The sequence below is a fragment of the Cupriavidus sp. 01L46 genome, assembly GCF_056399905.1.
In genome coordinates this window covers 1-17,364 of record NZ_JBFTSF010000123.1, presented here as the reverse complement: position 1 = coordinate 17,364, position 17,364 = coordinate 1, and the positions used below count along the sequence as shown (strand labels likewise).

18 protein-coding genes, 1 tRNA gene and 1 pseudogene are annotated in these 17,364 nt (G+C 65.6%); 15 read left to right on the top strand and 5 right to left on the bottom strand.

Annotated elements, in window-relative coordinates:
• The 12 genes from AC1DS3_RS21495 to AC1DS3_RS21440 all read left to right on the top strand — a co-directional run.
• On the top strand, window positions 1-328 hold a 328-nt coding region (locus AC1DS3_RS21495; protein WP_477127910.1), incomplete at its 5' end, for a ferredoxin reductase domain-containing protein.
• Window positions 329-520: 192 nt separating this feature from the next.
• Window positions 521-910, top strand: a complete 390-nt coding sequence (locus AC1DS3_RS21490; protein ID WP_043345277.1) for an MbcA/ParS/Xre antitoxin family protein — start codon at window positions 521-523, stop codon at window positions 908-910.
• Window positions 870-1,622, top strand: a complete 753-nt coding sequence (locus AC1DS3_RS21485) for an RES family NAD+ phosphorylase (protein ID WP_477127909.1) — start codon at window positions 870-872, stop codon at window positions 1,620-1,622. Before AC1DS3_RS21490 ends, AC1DS3_RS21485 begins: the two co-directional genes overlap by 41 nt.
• A gap of 123 nt (window positions 1,623-1,745) precedes the next feature.
• Window positions 1,746-1,821: transfer RNA gene (locus AC1DS3_RS21480), tRNA-Met, on the top strand.
• Window positions 1,822-2,014: 193 nt separating this feature from the next.
• Window positions 2,015-2,599, top strand: coding sequence for an NUDIX hydrolase (locus AC1DS3_RS21475; RefSeq protein ID WP_441630644.1), 585 nt, complete (start codon window positions 2,015-2,017; stop codon window positions 2,597-2,599).
• A gap of 28 nt (window positions 2,600-2,627) precedes the next feature.
• The gene (aat, locus tag AC1DS3_RS21470; protein WP_441630642.1) at window positions 2,628-3,368 is read left to right on the top strand and encodes a leucyl/phenylalanyl-tRNA--protein transferase; all 741 of its coding nucleotides are present in this window, start codon (window positions 2,628-2,630) and stop codon (window positions 3,366-3,368) included.
• Window positions 3,369-3,459: 91 nt separating this feature from the next.
• Window positions 3,460-4,305 (top strand): arginyltransferase, encoded by an 846-nt coding sequence (locus AC1DS3_RS21465; protein ID WP_441630641.1) that lies wholly within the window; start codon window positions 3,460-3,462, stop codon window positions 4,303-4,305.
• Window positions 4,306-4,406: 101 nt separating this feature from the next.
• On the top strand, window positions 4,407-5,441 hold the full coding sequence (locus AC1DS3_RS21460) for a quinone-dependent dihydroorotate dehydrogenase (protein ID WP_441630639.1): 1,035 nt from the start codon (window positions 4,407-4,409) through the stop codon (window positions 5,439-5,441).
• Window positions 5,442-5,498: 57 nt separating this feature from the next.
• Window positions 5,499-6,557, top strand: coding sequence for an aldo/keto reductase (locus AC1DS3_RS21455; protein WP_477127908.1), 1,059 nt, complete (start codon window positions 5,499-5,501; stop codon window positions 6,555-6,557).
• Between the two features lie 323 nt (window positions 6,558-6,880).
• Window positions 6,881-7,852 (top strand): ABC transporter substrate-binding protein, encoded by a 972-nt coding sequence (locus AC1DS3_RS21450; protein ID WP_441630635.1) that lies wholly within the window; start codon window positions 6,881-6,883, stop codon window positions 7,850-7,852.
• Between the two features lie 153 nt (window positions 7,853-8,005).
• Window positions 8,006-8,902: an ABC transporter permease gene (locus AC1DS3_RS21445; protein WP_441630633.1), complete on the top strand. Its 897-nt coding sequence runs from the start codon at window positions 8,006-8,008 to the stop codon at window positions 8,900-8,902.
• A gap of 1 nt (window position 8,903) precedes the next feature.
• Complete coding sequence (locus AC1DS3_RS21440) at window positions 8,904-9,698, top strand: ABC transporter ATP-binding protein (protein WP_441630631.1); 795 nt, start codon at window positions 8,904-8,906, stop codon at window positions 9,696-9,698.
• A gap of 92 nt (window positions 9,699-9,790) precedes the next feature.
• On the opposite strand, the gene AC1DS3_RS21435 is transcribed toward AC1DS3_RS21440, so the two are convergent.
• From AC1DS3_RS21435 to AC1DS3_RS21425, 3 genes are read right to left on the bottom strand one after another with little or no spacing between them, the layout of a single operon-like run.
• Complete coding sequence (locus AC1DS3_RS21435) at window positions 9,791-10,066, bottom strand: hypothetical protein (protein ID WP_441630629.1); 276 nt, start codon at window positions 10,064-10,066, stop codon at window positions 9,791-9,793.
• The gene (locus AC1DS3_RS21430) at window positions 10,066-11,475 is read right to left on the bottom strand and encodes a LutB/LldF family L-lactate oxidation iron-sulfur protein (protein ID WP_441630627.1); all 1,410 of its coding nucleotides are present in this window, start codon (window positions 11,473-11,475) and stop codon (window positions 10,066-10,068) included. The genes AC1DS3_RS21435 and AC1DS3_RS21430 overlap by 1 nt, the downstream gene beginning before the upstream one ends.
• Before the next feature lie 41 nt (window positions 11,476-11,516).
• A complete protein-coding gene (locus tag AC1DS3_RS21425; protein ID WP_441630625.1) occupies window positions 11,517-12,242 on the bottom strand; it encodes a (Fe-S)-binding protein in 726 nt (241 codons plus the stop codon).
• A 238-nt stretch (window positions 12,243-12,480) separates the two neighbouring features.
• Between AC1DS3_RS21425 and AC1DS3_RS21420 the strand changes: the two genes are divergently transcribed.
• From AC1DS3_RS21420 to AC1DS3_RS21410, 3 genes are all read left to right on the top strand, one after another.
• Entirely contained in the window at window positions 12,481-13,266 is a 786-nt protein-coding gene (locus AC1DS3_RS21420) for an IclR family transcriptional regulator (RefSeq protein WP_477127907.1), read from the top strand.
• Window positions 13,267-13,447: 181 nt separating this feature from the next.
• Window positions 13,448-14,194 carry a FadR/GntR family transcriptional regulator gene (locus AC1DS3_RS21415; protein ID WP_441630623.1) on the top strand — a complete coding sequence of 249 codons (747 nt, stop codon included), beginning with the start codon at window positions 13,448-13,450 and terminating at the stop codon, window positions 14,192-14,194.
• A 30-nt stretch (window positions 14,195-14,224) separates the two neighbouring features.
• A complete protein-coding gene (locus AC1DS3_RS21410) occupies window positions 14,225-15,637 on the top strand; it encodes an FAD-binding oxidoreductase (protein ID WP_477127906.1) in 1,413 nt (470 codons plus the stop codon).
• A 92-nt stretch (window positions 15,638-15,729) separates the two neighbouring features.
• Here AC1DS3_RS21410 and pbpG read toward each other — a convergent pair whose 3' ends face one another.
• Together pbpG and AC1DS3_RS21400 are read right to left on the bottom strand one after the other, a co-directional pair.
• Window positions 15,730-16,875: a D-alanyl-D-alanine endopeptidase gene (pbpG, locus tag AC1DS3_RS21405; RefSeq protein WP_441630619.1), complete on the bottom strand. Its 1,146-nt coding sequence runs from the start codon at window positions 16,873-16,875 to the stop codon at window positions 15,730-15,732.
• Window positions 16,876-17,254: 379 nt separating this feature from the next.
• Window positions 17,255-17,364 (bottom strand): annotated as a pseudogene (locus AC1DS3_RS21400) (nitroreductase); the annotation flags it as partial.

Genomic DNA, 17,364 nt, shown 5'->3' with positions numbered 1-17,364 from the left:
GTTCTTCGGCGCCCGCAGCGCGCGGGAGCTGCCMTACTTCGGCCCGTTGATGAAACTGCCGCCGAGCTTCCTCGATATCCATCTCGCCTTCTCGCGCGATCCCGGCCAGCCCCGGCGCTATGTGCAGGACGCCATCCGCGAGGCCGGTGCCCGCGTGGCGGCGCTGCTCAACGATCCGCACGGCCACGTCTACATCTGCGGGCTCAAGGGAATGGAAGACGGGGTGCTGGCTGCGTTCGCAGAGGTCTGCGCCAGCGCCGGGCTGGCCTGGGGTGAACTGGAAGCCGCCATGAAGACGGAGGGACGGCTGCATATCGAGACGTACTGATCCGGCGCAAGGCCTCGCTGCGTTGCGCCCCACACCCGCGCAACGCAGAGCGCCACAGAAAGTCAAATACAGGACAAGTGAGCATTCTGCAGTAGGCGAGGCCACCAAGCCATGCGGATAAAGATGGCGTTTTCCTGCTTCCCTTACGAAACGAACCGCCTATAATGTTTCTGAAGAAACAGGAGCGAGGCGATGCAACCCAAGCAAGTCCCCGAGCATCTTCCTGCCGGCAGTCCGGACCCCGGCACCACCCTCACCAAGGCGGTCATGCGCGCAGCCGGCTTCCTTGGCATCAGCCAGGCAGGCGTGGCCAACGTGCTGGGCATCAGCACCGCCTCGGTTTCCCGCATGGCTTCCGGGGGCTATGTGCTTGACGCGCATCGCAAGGAATGGGAGTTCGGCGTGCTGTTCGTGCGCCTGTTCCGCTCGCTCGACGCCATCCTCGGCCACAGCGACCAGGCCCGCCTCTGGCTGGCCAACGAAAACCTGGCGTTGGGTGGCAAGCCGCTCGACCTGATCCGCACAACAGAGGGCCTGGTACGTGTCGTTCACTATCTGGATGCCACCCGCGGTCGCGTCTGAGCGCAAGCCGTTTGCGCTCACGCTCTGGCGCGCGGTAGAGGCCCAGCATGTGGTATCGACCATGCCGCTGGTCGACAGCCTGGAGGAGCAAGCCGTGCTGGAAGCCGTGCTGGACGCCGGCAAGCCCGCGGTGCCCGCCGACGCACGCCACCTGCACTATCTTCTGTTCACGCCCTTTCGCTACCCGCCCTCGCCCTGGGGCTCGCGCTTTCGCGCCGAGCAGGATCCTGGCGTGTTCTACGGCGCGGACGATATTCKCACCGCCTGCGCGGAACTGGGCTACTGGCGCTGGCGCTTCCTGCTCGACAGCCCGGCGCTGCCGCGCATCGACGCCCGGCCCCACACCTTGTTCCAGGTCAGCGTGCGCACCGACGGCATCGCGCTCGACGCCCCGCCCTTTGCCGAAGACGCGGCGAAGTGGACCGATCCCGACCACTATGATGCCTGCCAGGCCTTGGCCCGCACGGCCCGGGAAGCTGGCCTCGGCATGATCCGCTACACCTCGGTGCGCGACCCGGAGCACGGCGCCTGCGCCGCACTGCTGACCCCGCGCGCCTTCGCCGATCCGCAGCCACGCACCACCACCACCTGGATGCTGACCGTACGGCCTGACCGCGTCATCTGGCAACGCGACGACCTGCTGCAGCGGGACAGCTTCCAGTTTGCCGCCAGCTTCTGGCAGCGCAGCAAGGCCAGCCCGGACCCTGCCTGAGCCCCGGCGCGCCATTGCGGCCACGATCCTTATCGGGGCGAGTTCTTGCGCCCTTCGCCATTCCTGCGCAATTGGCTGTTGCACTGCGACAAGATTTGCCTTATAATCTTTTTCTTCGACGGACGCGGGGTGGAGCAGTTGGCAGCTCGTCGGGCTCATAACCCGAAGGTCGCAGGTTCAAGTCCTGCCCCCGCAACCAAACGCCTGCATGCCAATGCAGCCACGGTCGAATGCAAAGCAAACCAACGCCCTATACGGGCGTTTTTTGTTTTKTGCGCCGGGTGCCTGGCTTCGGTGCGGTCCCGCGCGCTGGCCACCCCAAACTAGCATCCCACCCCCGGCAGCCCCCATCGGCGGTGATACACTTTCGCCATTCCTCCCGGACGCCTCTCATGAAATTCTGCTCGAACTGCGGCCATGCGGTCGTGCTGCGCATCCCTGAAGGCGACTCGCGCCTGCGTTCTGTGTGCGACAACTGCGGCACCATCCACTACGTCAACCCGCGCAATGTGGTCGGCACCATTCCCGTGTGGGAGGATAAGGTGCTGCTGTGCAAGCGCGCCATCGAGCCGCGCTACGGCTTCTGGACGCTGCCGGCCGGCTTCATGGAGATCGGCGAGACCACCGCGCAGGGCGCCGCGCGCGAGACGCTGGAGGAGGCCGGGGCACGGGTGCAGGTCGGTGAACTGTTCTCGATCCTGAATGTGCCGCATGTGCATCAGGTGCATATGTTCTACCTGGCAACGCTGGAGGACCTGGACATCTCGGCGGGCGAGGAAAGCCTGGAGGTGAAGCTGGTCGAGGAAGCCGACGTACCCTGGGACGAGCTGGCCTTCCCCACCGTGATCCATTCGTTGCGCTGCTTCTTCGCGGATCGCGCGGCGGGACGGCTGGCCGACGGCACCTTCCGCCTGCACAGCCTGGATATCGACAAGCCGATGCGCCCGCTGACCACCCGGGCCACGGTCGAACCCTGAACCCGGGCGCGTTGCCCGCACTGCCCGCATGATCACCTGGCTGGATCCGCATGATCCGTTCCCGCCGGTCGAGCGTGCGCTCGGCCCGGGCTCCGACGCGCCCGGCCTGCTTGCGGCCAGCCGCGAGCTGTCGGCCCAGCGCCTGCTGCTGGCTTACCGGCAAGGCATCTTTCCCTGGTATGCCGAAGGCCAGCCGGTGCTGTGGTGGAGCACCGATCCCCGCATGGTGCTGCCGCCGCAGGCACTGCGCATTTCCAGCACCTTTCGCAAGACCCTCAAGCGCGTGCTGCGCGACCCGGACTGGGAAGTCCGCGTCGACGACGACTTTATCGCCGTCATGCAGGCCTGCGCCGAAACCCCGCGCGATGGCCAGCATGGCACCTGGATCACCGAGGACATCATCGCCGCCTATGGCGCACTCCACCGCAATGGCTTGGCGCATTGCGTGGAGACCTGGTACCAGGGCGAGCGCGCGGGCGGCCTGTACGGCGTGGCGCTCGGGCGGATGTTCTATGGCGAATCGATGTTCGCGCGGCGCACCGACGCCTCCAAGATCGCCCTGGCCGCGCTGTGCGCGTTCCTCGGCAACCACGGCGTGGCGATGATAGACTGCCAGCAGGAAACCGATCATCTGGCTTCGCTCGGGGCGAGTCCTATCCCGCGTGCGGAGTTTGCGGCCCATATCCGCATTGCCACCCGCCAGCCAGATATCGTGCCGTGGGGTTTTGACAAGACGGTGCTGGAGAGATGGACTCAGGTGCAGTCATAGGGCGCGCCGCATTGGCCACTCGCCGCACGGCTTGGCCGCAGCGCCATCGGCTTTCCCGCGTTGCTGTTTCATCCCTGGCCGTTGCAGACACATGAGCAAGCTAAAGGAACTCCCCCTTTCCGCGTTGCAGTTCTACGCTACGGCACCCTACGCTTGCAGCTACCTAGATGGCCGCATGGCGCGCTCTCAGGTGGCCACGCCCGCCCACCTGATCAATGCCGATGTCTATTCGCGGCTGGTGCGCGCCGGCTTCCGGCGCAGCGGCATCTTTACCTACCGCCCCTATTGCGATGAATGCCACGCCTGCACGCCGTGCCGCGTAGTGGTCGACCAGTTCCGCCCGGACCGCAGCCAGCGCCGAGCCTGGCGCCAGCACGGCAGCCTGCAGGCGCTGGTGGCGCCGCTGACCTATGTGGAAGAGCATTATTCGCTCTACCTGCTGTACCAGTCGATGCGCCACGCCGGCGGCGGCATGGACCAGGACAGCCGCGACCAGTACGAGCAGTTCCTGCTGCAAAGCCGGGTCAACTCGCGGCTGGTTGAATTCCGCGAGCCGCCGGGCTCGCCAGAGGCCGGGCGGCTGCGCATGGTCAGCATGATCGATGTGCTCGACGACGGCCTGTCCTCGGTCTACACCTTCTACGACCCGCTGGAGGTGCACGCCAGCTACGGCACCTACAACATCCTGTGGCAGATCCAACAGGCCCGCGAGCTCGCCCTGCCACACCTGTACCTGGGCTACTGGATCGCCGATAGCCGCAAAATGGCCTATAAGGCGCGCTACCAGCCGCTGCAGGTGCTGACCGCAAACCAGTGGCGCGCGTTCGATGAGATGCAAGCGTCGCTCCGGGATACAGCGCGTGCCGTGGCATCGCCCACTGCTGTGCCAGTCGTGCCGCCGCAGCCCGGCGACGAAGCCCCGGAAAACAGCCTGTAGCGGACAGYCTGCGCAAGTCATGCCCGCGCCAGCGGCGCAGTACCCGATCCGGCCCAACCGTTACAATGCCGCCTTGGTCCCGACTTCCAAGCTGATTCCCTGTGCTGAACGCGCTCTACCCCCTGTTTCGCCCCGCCCTGTTCTCGATGGATGCGGAGGACGCTCACCATTTCACCCTCAACAACCTGCTCCGCGCCAAGCGCATGGGGCTGGCGGGCTGCATCGGCAATACCATCGCCGATGACCCGCGCACGGTGATGGGCGTGCGCTTCCCCAACCCGGTTGGCCTGGCCGCCGGGCTCGACAAGGATGGCGCCTACATCGACGGGCTGGCCGCCTTCGGCTTCGGCTTTATCGAGGTGGGCACCGTAACGCCGCGCCCGCAGGCGGGCAACCCGCGGCCGCGCATGTTCCGCCTGCCGCAGGCGGATGCGCTGATCAACCGCATGGGCTTCAACAACGGCGGCGTGGATGCCTTTATCGCCAATGTGAACGCATCGCGCTGGAAGGCCGAAGGCGGCGTGCTGGGCCTGAACATCGGAAAGAACGCCGATACGCCGATCGAGCGCGCGGTGGACGATTACCTGCACTGCCTGGAACGGGTCTACCCGCATGCCAGCTACGTCACCGTCAATATCTCCTCGCCGAACACCAAGAACCTGCGCCAGCTGCAAGGCGCCAGCGAGCTCGACCACCTGCTCTCCACGCTCAAGGACGCGCAGCAGCGCCTGGCCGACAAGCACAAGCGCTACGTGCCGCTCGCGCTCAAGATCGCGCCAGACCTCGATGCCGACCAGATCGGCAATATCGGCGACGCGCTGGTCCGCCACCGGATCGACGGTGTGATCGCCACCAACACCACGATCGCCCGCGACGCCGTCAAGGGCCTGCCGCACGGCGAGGAAGCTGGCGGCCTGTCGGGCCGGCCGGTGTTCGAGTCATCCACGCGCGTGGTCAAGGGCCTGCGCGCGGTGGTTGGAGACGCGGTGCCCATCGTAGGCGTGGGCGGCATCTTCAGCGGCGCCGATGCGCAAGCCAAGATCGCGGCCGGCGCGCAACTGGTGCAGGTGTACAGCGGGCTGATCTACCGCGGCCCGGTGCTGGTCAAGGAATGCGCCGCCGCGCTACGCGCCTGACGGCCCCGGCCCGAACCCGCTTTTGCGCCTTATCACCCCAGCCTCACAAGGATAGCCATGGAAACCACCCGTCTTGGCCGCAGCGACCTGCAGGTTTCACGCATCTGCCTGGGCACCATGACCTTCGGCGAGCAGAACACCGAAGCCGAAGGCCACAGCCAGCTCGACTACGCGGTGTCGCGCGGCATCAACTTCATCKACACCGCCGAGATGTACCCGGTCAAGCCGCGTGCCGAAACCTATGGCAGCACCGAGCGCATCGTCGGCACCTGGCTCAAGCGCCAGCAGCGTGAGCGCATCGTGCTGGCCACCAAGGTGGCGGGCCCGGCGCGCATGCCGTGGATCCGCAATGGCGGCGACCTGACCCCGGACAGCATCCGCGCGGCGGTGGACGCCTCGCTGGCACGCCTGCAGACCGATTACATCGACCTGTACCAGATCCACTGGCCCGCTCGCAACGCGCCCATCTTCGGGCAAAAGCAGTTCGATCCGGCCAATGAGCGCGAGTGCGCCTCGATCCAGGCGCAGCTCGAAGCCATGGGCGAGCTGGTGCGCGCGGGCAAGATCCGCTATGTCGGCGTGTCCAACGAAACGCCGTGGGGCGTGGCCGAGTTCGTCAAGCAGGCAGAGCTGCACGGCCTGCCGCGCATCGCCACCATCCAGAACCCGTACAACCTGCTCAACCGCAGCTTCGAGCAGGGCCTGGACGAGGCGTGCTTTCGCACCGACGTAAGCCTGCTGGTATACAGCCCGCTGGCCTTTGGCCAGCTCACCGGCAAGTACCTCGGTGGCGACCTCGCCCACCCCGTGTTTGACGCGCAAGCCAAGGGCCGCCTGACGCGCTTCCCGCCCGACTGGAGCCCGCGCTACCTGCGCCCGGAAAGCCTGGCCGCGGCCGCCCGCTATGTGACGCTGGCACGCGAGCACGGCCTCTCGCCGGCAACGCTGGCGCTGGCCTGGAGCTACTCGCGCTGGTTCGCGGCGAGCACCATCATCGGCGCCACCTCGCTGGAACAGCTGCGCGAGAACATCGATGCCTGGCAAACGCCGCTGCCCGAGGCGATAACCGCGGCCATTGCCCGCATCCACGCCGAAATCCACAATCCTGCGCAGTAACGTTTCCGCGCTCCAGGCACCAGCGGCGGTGCGCCGCCCGGAGCCGCCCATGGCGTGCTCCGGGCCTGCCGTTTTCCCCTACTGACGCGCTGGAACAGGGCAAAACCGGGCAAAATTCGCCTCGAAAATGGTATCCTCGCAGGCTTATCGCCGTCRTATCCGCTGTACAAGAGCGTCCTCCAGCCTGCCGCCTGGTGTATCGCCCACACAACGGACCGGCCGGTTGGCGCAGCGCGCCGCCGGGCAAGACGGCGGACCAGTTCTTATCGAGAACGAAACGCGGCTCATCACCCAGAACCCATATCCGGGGGAGATTAAAAATTATGAAGTGTCTCAAGACATCGACCAAGACCATCCTGGGCAGCGCCGTCGCCCTCGCGCTGCTGTACGGTGGCGCCGTGCAGGCCCAGACCGTCAAGGTGCTTTCGATCGTCGACCATCCCGCGCTGGACGCCATCCGTGATGGCGTGCGCGACGAGCTGAAGACCGCCGGCTTTGATGCCGACAAGAGCCTGAAGTGGGAATACCAGAGCGCGCAGGGCAATACCGGCACGGCCGCGCAGATCGCCCGCAAGTTCGTTGGCGACCAGCCCAATGTGATCGTGGCCATCGCCACGCCGTCGGCCCAGGCCGTGGTGGCCGCCACCAAGTCGGTGCCGGTGGTGTACTCCGGCGTGACCGATCCGGTCGCCGCCCAGCTGGTCAAGAGCTGGAGCGCATCGGGCACCAATGTGACCGGCGTGTCGGACAAGCTGCCGCTGGACCGCCAGGTTGCCCTGATCAAGCGCGTGGTGCCCAAGGCCAAGACGGTCGGCATGGTCTACAACCCTGGTGAAGCCAACTCGGTGGTGGTGGTCAAGGAACTGAAGGCGATGCTGGCCAAGGAAGGCCTGACGCTGAAAGAAGCCGCCGCACCGCGCACGGTCGACATCGGCGCCGCCGCCAAGAGCCTGATCGGCAAGGTCGATGTGATCTACACCAACACCGACAACAATGTGGTGTCGGCGTACGAAGCCCTGGTCAAGGTCGCCAACGAGTCGAAGATCCCGCTGGTGGCTGCCGATACCGACAGCGTCAAGCGTGGCGCCATTGCCGCGCTGGGCATTAACTACGGCGACCTCGGCCATCAGACCGGCAAGGTGGTGGTGCGTATCCTGAAGGGCGAGAAGCCCGGCGCGATCGCTTCGGAAACCAGCGACAAGCTGGAGCTGTTCGTGAACACCGGCGCGGCCGAGAAGCAAGGCGTGACGCTGTCGCCCGAGCTGATCAAGGAAGCGAAGACCGTCATCAAGTAATCACGGCACGCTGACCCTGCGCGTTCGCGCGCAGGTGGCTCTATCCGGGCCCGCCCCCGGAAACGCCTGCGCCGCGCCGCCTGACCCGGGCAGCGCGCCAGGCGTTTTCAGATTCGGCCTCCCGTGCCGGACACAAGCAACTGGATTTCCCCCATGTCCCTCTTTTCCCTGCTGGGCGCCCTGGAGATCGGCCTGATCTTCAGCCTCGTCGCCCTGGGGGTGCTGATCTCCTTCCGCATCCTCAATTTCCCCGATCTGACCGTCGATGGCAGCTTCCCGCTGGGTGGCGCCGTGGCGGCCACGCTGATCGCCTCGGGCCAGGATCCGTTCATCGCCACCGGGCTGGCGATCGTTGCGGGCGCCTTTGCCGGCTTCGTCACGGGCTGGCTCAACGTGCGCCTCAAGATCATGGACCTGCTGGCCAGTATCCTGATGATGATCGCGCTGTACTCGATCAACCTGCGCATCATGGGCAAGCCCAATGTGCCGCTGATCACCGAGTCGACCATCTTCACCATCCTGCAGCCGGACTGGCTGCCCGACTACATGCTGCGCCCCGCGCTGCTGCTGATCGTGGTGGTCGTGGCCAAGCTTGGGCTGGACTGGTTCTTCTCCTCGCAGCTCGGCCTGGCCATGCGAGCCACCGGCGCCAATCCGCGCATGGCGCGCTCCCAAGGCATCGCCACCGGCCGCGCCACGCTGGCGGGCATGGCGCTGTCCAACGGCCTGGTAGCCCTCGCGGGCGCGCTGTTCGCGCAGACCCAGGGCGGCTCCGATATCTCCATGGGCATCGGCACCATCGTGATCGGCCTGGCCGCGGTGATCATCGGCGAGAGCATCCTGCCGGCGCGCCGGCTGGTGTACACCACGCTGGCCGTGGTGCTGGGCGCCATCCTCTACCGCTTCTTCATTGCGCTGGCCCTGAACAGCGAGTTCATCGGCCTCAAGGCACAAGACCTGAACCTGGTCACTGCCGTACTGGTGACGGGTGCCCTGGTGCTGCCCGGGACCCGCAAGAAGCTGTTCGGCCGCAAGAACGGAGGTGCCTGAGATGCTGCGCGCACAAGACCTGAAACTCACCTTCAATCCCGGCACCCCGATCGAGACGCGCGCGCTGCGCGGCCTCAGCCTGGATATCCCGACGGGCCAGTTCGTTGCCGTGATCGGCTCCAACGGCGCCGGTAAATCCACCTTCCTCAATGCCATCAGCGGCGATCAGATGGTGGACACCGGCCGCGTCACGATCGACGACGTCGACGTCACGCGCAAGCCGGCCTGGGACCGCGCCCCGCTGGTGGCACGCGTCTTCCAGGACCCGATGGCGGGCACCTGCGAGGCACTGACGATTGAAGAAAACATGGCGCTGGCCATGGCGCGCGGCAGCCGCCGGGGCTTTCGCGCGGCGCTGAACAAGCCCTCGCGCGAGCTATTCCGCGACAAGCTGCGCCTGCTCAACCTCGGCCTGGAAAACCGCCTGACCGACCGCATCGGCCTGCTGTCGGGCGGCCAGCGCCAGGCCGTGAGCTTGCTGATGGCCTCGCTGCAGCCCTCGCGGATCCTGCTGCTGGACGAGCACACCGCCGCGCTGGACCCGAAGACCGCCGCCTTCGTGCTGGAGCTGACCGCCAAGATCGTGGAGCAAGCCAAGCTCACCACGATGATGGTCACGCACAGCATGCGCCAGGCGCTGGACTACGGGCAACGCACGGTGATGCTGCACCAGGGCCAGGTGGTGCTGGACGTGTCGGGCGACCGGCGCGCCGGACTGGACGTGCCGGATCTGCTGCGCATGTTCGAGCAGACGCGGCATGAGCAGCTGGATGATGATGCCCTGCTGCTGGGCTGAGCCTCGCGCTTCGTTCGCTTAGCCACGCACCCATGCAAAAGGCCCCTGCTTGAGCGGGGGCCTTTTGCATTTCTGGCAAGGCGTGTGGCTGCTCAGGCAGTGGCCGCCTTGTCCAGCCAGCGCTTGAGCTGGTCGGTGACGGCGGTGCTCGAAAACGAGCAGCTATCCTGCGCAAATACCGCCGCCATCTCCAGCCGGCGCAGCAGCTCTTCCATCGCCTGCCCGAACATCGGCGGCAGCACCAGGCCGGGAGCTGCCTCGCGCCAGTTGCGCACCAGGCCATCGGCCGCGAGCTGGCCGCCGACGTGTTGTTCGAGTGCGGCGCGCATGGTTGCCAGCGCCGGTGCATTGCTCATAGTCGTGGCCATCAACGCGCCCTCCTTTCTTTGTAAAGTTCGCGGAACGTGCGTCCGCTCGGTGCCGGCAGGTCGCGGGTCTCGGTCCAGCCACGGCCAGCCATCGGCAAGCTGGCAATCAGCTTGCTGCTGCCGCCCATGCGCGAGAGCAAGCGCGCGCCGATGCGAGTGGCGAAGGCGTATAGCCCCGGGCGGCGCGCCACGTAGCCCCATACTTGCAGCCCGAGCCGCTCCTGCCAGGGACGCAGGCCACGCTCCATCTGCTTCTCGCGCAGCTTGCGCAGCAGGTCCGACAACGGGATCGAAGCCGGGCACACGCGGTTGCATTCTCCGCACAGCGTGGCCGCCTGCGGCAGGTCCAGCGCGTTGGCGATGCCGGTATAGCTCGGCGTCAGCACGCTGCCCATCGGGCCCGGGTAGACCCAGCCATAGGCATGGCCGCCGATCTTCTGGTACACCGGGCAATGGTTCATGCAAGCGCCGCAGCGGATGCAGCGCAGCATGTCCTGGAAGTCGCCGCCGATCAGGCCGCTGCGCCCGCCGTCGACCAGCACGAAATACATATGCTCCGGGCCGTCGCGCTCGCCCTCGGCGCGCGGGCCGGTCAGCAGCGAAAAGTAATTCGAGATGGCCTGGCCGGTGGCCGAGCGCGGCAGCAGCCGCATCACGGTGGCCAGGTCTTCCAGCGTCGGCAGCACCTTCTCGATGCCGGTCACGGCCACGTGCACGCGCGGCATCACCGTGCACATGCCTTCGTTGCCTTCATTGGTCACCACCGCCACCGAGCCTGTTTCAGCAATGATGAAATTGCCGCCGGTCACGCCCATGTCGGCCGACAGGAATTCCGGGCGCAGCACTTCACGCGCCTCGCGCGTCATCTCGGAGATATCGGTCAGGCGCGGTTTGTGGTGGACCTTGGCGAAGAGATCGGCGATCTCTTCCTTGTCCTTGTGCACTACCGGGGCAATGATGTGCGACGGCGGCTCGGCATCGTTGATCTGCAGGATGTATTCGCCCAGGTCCGTCTCGATGCTCTGCACGCCCATCTCGCCCAGCACCTGGTTCAGGCGCATTTCCTCGGTCACCATCGATTTGCTCTTGATGACCTTCTTCACCCCGTGCTTCTGCGCAATCTCGGCTACCAGCCGCGCGGCGTCGGCCGTGGTCTCGGCGAACAGCACGGTGGCACCGCGGCGCGTGGCGTTTTCCTCGAAGGTGGCGAGCCAGACGTCGAGGTTCTGCAGCGCGCGGTCGCGGCGCTCCTTGAGCGCCTCGCGGGTGGCATCGAAGTCGATGTCGCGGATGGCATCGGCGCGCGCCGTGACGAACTTGGTGGAGAGCTTCTTGAGGTTCTGCTGCAGGCGCTGGTCGGCCAGCTTCTGGCCCGCGCGCGCTTTGAACTCCATGCTGCGAACTTGCATAGCGGGGATCTCGCTAAGATTTATTTTTCCGCTGGCCGGGATCAGGCATCACCGGCGAGCACTTGCGCGATATGCAGCACCTGGGTACGCGTGTCGCCGGTCCTGCGCAGGCGCCCTTCGATATTGAGCATGCAGCCCAGGTCGCCCAGCACCACGGCATCGGCACCGCTGGCCTTGATGTTGGCGCACTTCTCATCGACGATGGCCGTGGAGATATTGCCGTACTTGACCGAGAAGGTACCGCCAAATCCGCAGCAAGCCTCGCAGTCCTTCATCTCGCTCAACTGCACGCCGGGCAATTGCGCCAGGAGGGCGCGGGGCTGGCTCTTGACGCCCAGCTCGCGCAAGCCGGAGCAAGAATCATGGTAGGTAATGCGGCCCGTGTACTTCGAGTCGAACTCGCCCAGCTTGGCCACGTTGACCAGGAAATCGGTCAGCTCGAACACCCGCGAGCGCAGGCCTTCGTAGCGGCCATTCAACTCGGGATCGTCGCCGAGCAGGTCCGCATAGTGATACAGCACCATGCCGCCGCAGGATCCGGACGGAATCACCACGTAGTCGAACATCTCGAACTCGCGCAGGAATTTTTCCGCCAGGTCACGCGATGCCGTGCGCTCGCCCGAGTTGTAGGCAGGTTGCCCGCAACAGGTCTGGGCTTCGGGCACCATCACCTCGAAGCCAGCCTTCTCCAGCAACTTGAGCACCGAGAAGCCGATTTCCGGACGCATGAGGTCCACCAGGCAGGTGGCGAACAGACCAACTCGCATTGTTTCCCTTTTCCAGACCCCCGAAACCCCGCAATTATGCGCCCTTGCGCACCGGCCAGCATACAAAAGCATGCACCGCAGGGGTGAATTCGCCGCATTTTTGCATGCCTTTTCCGACACATTCCCCAGCGGCAAAATCCGAAGATTCTTACGGCAATGCCATTTCACCTATTGAAATTTTCACAATGCGAGATAGAATCAGGCAACCGCTTAATTTGCCGCACGGCAACATTTCCCCATGGCAGAAGCAGACAAAGCCCCCGGCAAGACGTCCATCCAGGTCATCGAACGCATGATGACCCTGCTGGATGCGCTCGCCCAGCATGCTGATCCGGTCAGCCTCAAGGAACTGTCGCTGACCACCGGGCTGCACCCTTCCACCGCGCACCGCATCCTCAATGACATGGTGGCCTGCCGCTTTGTGGACCGCTCGGATCCGGGCAGCTACCGGCTTGGCATGCGGCTGCTGGAGCTCGGCAACCTGGTGAAGGCCCGTCTGTCGGTACKCGATGCGGCGCTGGCGCCGATGCGGGCCCTGCACCGCGTGACGGGGCAGACGGTGAACCTGTCGGTGCGGCAAGGCGACGAGATCGTCTACATCGAGCGCGCCTATAGCGAGCGCTCCGGCATGCAAGTGGTGCGCGCCATTGGCGGCCGCGCGCCGCTGCACCTCACTTCAGTAGGCAAGCTGTTCCTGGCCGCCGATGAAGTCGCGCGCGTTCGCAACTACGCCACCCGCACCGGGCTGGCCGGCCACACCCGCACCTCGATCACCGACCTGATCAAGCTCGAGCGCGAACTCAACTGGGTGCGCACCAATGGCTACGCGCGCGACAACGAAGAGCTGGAGCTCGGCGTGCGTTGCATCGCCGCGGGCATCTACGACGACTCGCGCCGTCTGGTGGCCGGATTGTCGCTCTCGGCCCCGGCCGACCGCCTGCAGGACAGCTGGCTGCAAAACCTGAAGGAAACCGCGTTGCAGATCTCGCGCGGCATGGGCTACGCGACTGACGTCGCAGCCTGAACCCGGCGGGATGGACGGCGCGGGGAGCCACGGGCCCTTCKCGCCGAACCCTGACCTCACCCGCTTCCCCTCTCTTTTCCCCTTCCCCCCTTTCCCCGTTCCCTCGCGCAGGACCTCCAACTGAAAATTAGGTATATACCCTTAGTTTTCAGATAACCTGAATAGCTATATCCTGCTGGGCATGCGGACCAAAGCCATTACCCTCACCGAACAGGTGACCCAGCAGCTGCGCGCCGAGATCGCCGTCGGCACCTATCCCGTCGGCGCCCGGCTGCCGACCGGCAAACAGCTTGCCGAGCAATACGGTGTCAGCCCCGCCGTCATCCGCGAGGTGACCGAGCACCTGCGCTCCCAGGGCCTGGTCGAAAGCCGCCAGGGCGTGGGCAGCACGGTGCGCTCGCGCGTGGGCAATGCCGGCTTCCAGCTGCCGCAGGAGATCGGCATCGACCGCGACGAACTGGCCAGCATCTACGAACTGCGGCTCGATCTGGAGAGCGCCGCCGCCGCGCTGGCGGCGCTGCGGCGCACCGCGCAGGATGTGGCCGGCATGCAGGCGCTGCTGGACCGGCTCGCGGCGCAATTGCACGACCCGCACCGCAGCGCGGAGGCAGACACCGCCTTCCATGTGGCGATCGCCACCGCCACCCACAACAGGTACTACCTGCAGCTGCTGCAGTACCTGAACCTGCAACTGCACCAGGCCGTGCATGTGGCGCGGCTCAATACCCGCCAGCAGGAGGGMCTGTCCGAACAGGTCCACCAGGAGCACCTGGCCATYTTCCACGCAATCCGCGCCGGCGACCCTGAACATGCGCGCGCMGCGGCGGTAGCCCACCTGCGCGGCGCGGCGGCGCGCCTGGGCCTGCAGCTGGCAGTGCGCGGCGAGCCCACCACCAGCGGCCAAGAGCCCTCTCATTCCGCGGCCTGACGCCGCATTGCCACCCCGGATAGACCCATCATGCAAAACTCAGCTTTCCTGCCCCGCTTGATCGAAGCGCTAGGCCCCGACGTGGTCGCCACCGAGCCAGACCAGGTTGCGCCGTGGCTCGCCGACTGGCGTGGCCTTTACCGTGGCAATGCGCAGGCTGTAGTGCGCCCGCGCTCGGTGGATGAAGTGGCACGTTGCCTGGCCTTGTGCCAGCAGGCCGCGGTCCCGGTGGTGCCGCGTGGCGGCAACACCGGCCTGTGCGGCGGCGCCGCGCCCGACAGCAGCCCCGCCAACGTGGTGCTGAGCATGGACCGCATGAACGCGATCCGCTCGATCGACACCATCGCCAACACGCTCGTCGCCGAAGCGGGCTGCATCCTGGGCAACCTGCGGCGCGCCGCGCAGGAGGCGCATCGCCTGCTGCCGCTCAGCCTGGCGGCCGAGKACTCCTGCCAGATCGGGGGCAATCTCGCGACCAACGCGGGCGGGGTCAATGTGGTGCGCTACGGCATGGCCCGCGAGCTGGTGCTGGGCGTGGAAGCCGTGCTGCCCAACGGCGAGATCTTTMACGGCCTGCGCGCCTTGCGCAAGGACAACACCGGCTACGACCTCAAGCAATTGCTGATCGGCTCCGAAGGCACGCTGGGCGTCATCACGGCGGCGGCGCTGCGCCTGTTTCCGCGCACCGACGCACGCTCGGTGGTGCTTGCGGCAGTGGCCTCCCCGCTGCAGGCGCTGGAGCTCTTCGAGCTGCTGTTTGCGCAGTGCGGCGCTCGCCTGCAAGCCTTCGAATTCTTCACCGGCGATTGCGTCGACCTCGTGCTCAAGCACGCGGAGGGCGTGCAGGAGCCCTTCGGCCAACGCTATCCTGCCTACGTGCTGGTTGAGCTGGCCGACACCACCGACGAAGCCGCCCTCAACGTGCTGCTGGAGCGCGTGATTGGCGAGGCGCTGGAGCGCGAGCTGTGCCTGGACGCTGCCGTCTCCGCGTCGCTGTCGCAGCTGCAGAGCCTGTGGAAGCTGCGCGAGGAAATCTCCGAGGCCCAGCGCGCCGACGGGCCGCACCTGAAGCATGATGTGTCGCTGCCGATCGAGCAGATCCCGGCATTCATGGTGTCGATGGAGGCGCGCCTCAAGGCCATCAGCCCCAGCATCCGCCCATTTATCTTCGGGCATTTCGGCGACGGCAACCTGCACTACAACCTGTCGCGCCCCGCAGGCGCGGAGCGCGACTGGACCGCGCAGCATGGCAAGGCGCTGACCGCCGAAGTGCTGGACGAGGTGGCACGCTACGGCGGCAGCATCAGCGCCGAGCATGGCATCGGCCAGCTCAAGCGCGATGATTTCCTGCGCCTCAAGGACCCGCTCGAGCTGCGCATGATGCAGGGCATCAAGCAGTTGCTGGATCCGGCCGGCATCATGAATCCGGGCAAGCTGCTCTAAGCGCCCTGCCCAGCCCCAAAGAAAAACGCGCCGGTGACGGCGCGTTTTTTTGCCTGCAAGCAGCAGGCGGCAAGATCACTCCGGTGCCGCCATCAGATGCCGCGAGGCTGCTGGGCGGTCAGGATCGCCTGGGGGCTGGTTGGGCTGCCAGGCCCCTGCGTCAGGTTTGGGGACGTAGGAAAAGGGCGGCCAGGCCCGGTCTGCACGTGTTCCAGCCAGTCTTTGACGCGGTTGGCATCGGCAAAGCGGGACAGCTTGCCAACGGAATCCAGGAACACCATCACCACATTGCGGCCATTCACGCGTGCCTGCATCACCAGGCACTGGCCAGCCTCGGAGATAAAGCCTGTTTTCTGCAGGCCGATCTCCCAGTTGCCGCCGCGAACCAGGCGGTTGGTGCTGACGTAATGCTGGGTGCGGCCCAGTACGTTGACCTCATGCTCGGTCTGCGTCGAAAACTCGCGGATGGTGGGGTTGCGGTACGCCGCGTTGACCATGCGCACGAGGTCCATCGCGCTCGAGACATTGCTGCTCGACAAGCCGTTCGAATCGACAAAGTGGCTGTCGTTCATGCCGAGCTCGCGTGCCTTGCGGTTCATGGCCTGCACAAAGGCCGGCAGGCCACCCGGGTAGCTGCGGCCCAGCACCGATGCCGCACGATTCTCCGAGGACATCAGCGCCAGCAGGAGCGCCTCCTGGCGGGAGAGCTGCGCGCCAAAGCGCAGGCGCGAACTGCTGTGCTTCTCGTTGTCGCGGTCTTCCTCGTTGATGGTAAGCACCTCGTCCATCGGCTGGCGCGCGTCCATCACAACCAGGGCGGTCATCAGCTTGGTGATCGAGGCGATCGGCAGCACCGCGGCGGCGTTCTTCTGGAACAGCACTTCGTTGGTGTTCTGATCCATCACCAGCGCCACGCTGGAGCGCAGCGCGAGCGCATCTTCGGTGTCACGCAGGCCGAGCGCCTCGCCCAGCGAGGGTTTCGCGGGGATGAACGCCGCGCGAACCGGCGCCGCCTGGCGTTGTGCCACCACGGTGCGCTTACCGTTTCTCAGCACCACGACCTTGCGCGTAGTGGCGCGCTCGGCCTTGCCGCTCGTCGCGACCTGCTTGGACTTTGCGGATTTAGAGGAAGAATTTGCCGATTTTTTATCGGACTTAACGACTTTTGCCGACTTTTTGCTGGTTTTTGCGGTGTCCGACGTTTTCGTCGCGGCATCGGCCACAGGGGCGGCCAGCATGGAAACGGTCAACAGCACAGAGGCCGCAACCGAAGTAAGAGGGGTAGAGCCGAAGAATCGCAAAAATAAGGGGGAATCAGACCGGAACATGATTCATTCAGCGCGCAACTAGGATTGCGCCAGTTTAGGAAAAAAAGAAATTGTTAGCAAGATTAAAGACTTACGAAGCCTCTTTAAAGTTCGATTTGCAAACAATTCCACATTACGGCAAATGCGGGGCACGCATCACATGACACGTGCATTAAGACCGACGTCGACTGTGGTAATTCCACACTGTTTCATCTCTGTTTCATCTTTCTCACCCGCCCATCGGGTTGCCCCGAGCCAACATGCAGCGGGCAGCGACAGCACAAAGCGGGCCTTCGCCGCCGACACGTTCTTAAGATAAGAAACGCGCGAACCCGCTTACCGGTTCACGCTCGGTACTAAGGGTATTCTCTATGGCGGCGGGGTCGGCATGGCCCAGGGCCATGCCGCACACCACCATTT

Bases quoted from the DNA above. Each gene is read 5' to 3' on its own strand.
- AC1DS3_RS21440 (WP_441630631.1), top strand. From the start codon at position 8,904: ATGCTGCGCGCACAAGACCTGAAACTCACCTTCAATCCCGGCACCCCG.
- AC1DS3_RS21450 (WP_441630635.1), top strand. From the start codon at position 6,881: ATGAAGTGTCTCAAGACATCGACCAAGACCATCCTGGGCAGCGCCGTC.
- aat (WP_441630642.1), top strand. From the start codon at position 2,628: ATGATCACCTGGCTGGATCCGCATGATCCGTTCCCGCCGGTCGAGCGT.
- AC1DS3_RS21465 (WP_441630641.1), top strand. From the start codon at position 3,460: ATGAGCAAGCTAAAGGAACTCCCCCTTTCCGCGTTGCAGTTCTACGCT.
- AC1DS3_RS21445 (WP_441630633.1), top strand. From the start codon at position 8,006: ATGTCCCTCTTTTCCCTGCTGGGCGCCCTGGAGATCGGCCTGATCTTC.
- AC1DS3_RS21430 (WP_441630627.1), bottom strand. From the start codon at position 11,475: ATGCAAGTTCGCAGCATGGAGTTCAAAGCGCGCGCGGGCCAGAAGCTG.
- AC1DS3_RS21435 (WP_441630629.1), bottom strand. From the start codon at position 10,066: ATGGCCACGACTATGAGCAATGCACCGGCGCTGGCAACCATGCGCGCC.
- pbpG (WP_441630619.1), bottom strand. From the start codon at position 16,875: ATGCTGGCCGCCCCTGTGGCCGATGCCGCGACGAAAACGTCGGACACC.
- AC1DS3_RS21490 (WP_043345277.1), top strand. From the start codon at position 521: ATGCAACCCAAGCAAGTCCCCGAGCATCTTCCTGCCGGCAGTCCGGAC.
- AC1DS3_RS21475 (WP_441630644.1), top strand. From the start codon at position 2,015: ATGAAATTCTGCTCGAACTGCGGCCATGCGGTCGTGCTGCGCATCCCT.
- AC1DS3_RS21425 (WP_441630625.1), bottom strand. From the start codon at position 12,242: ATGCGAGTTGGTCTGTTCGCCACCTGCCTGGTGGACCTCATGCGTCCG.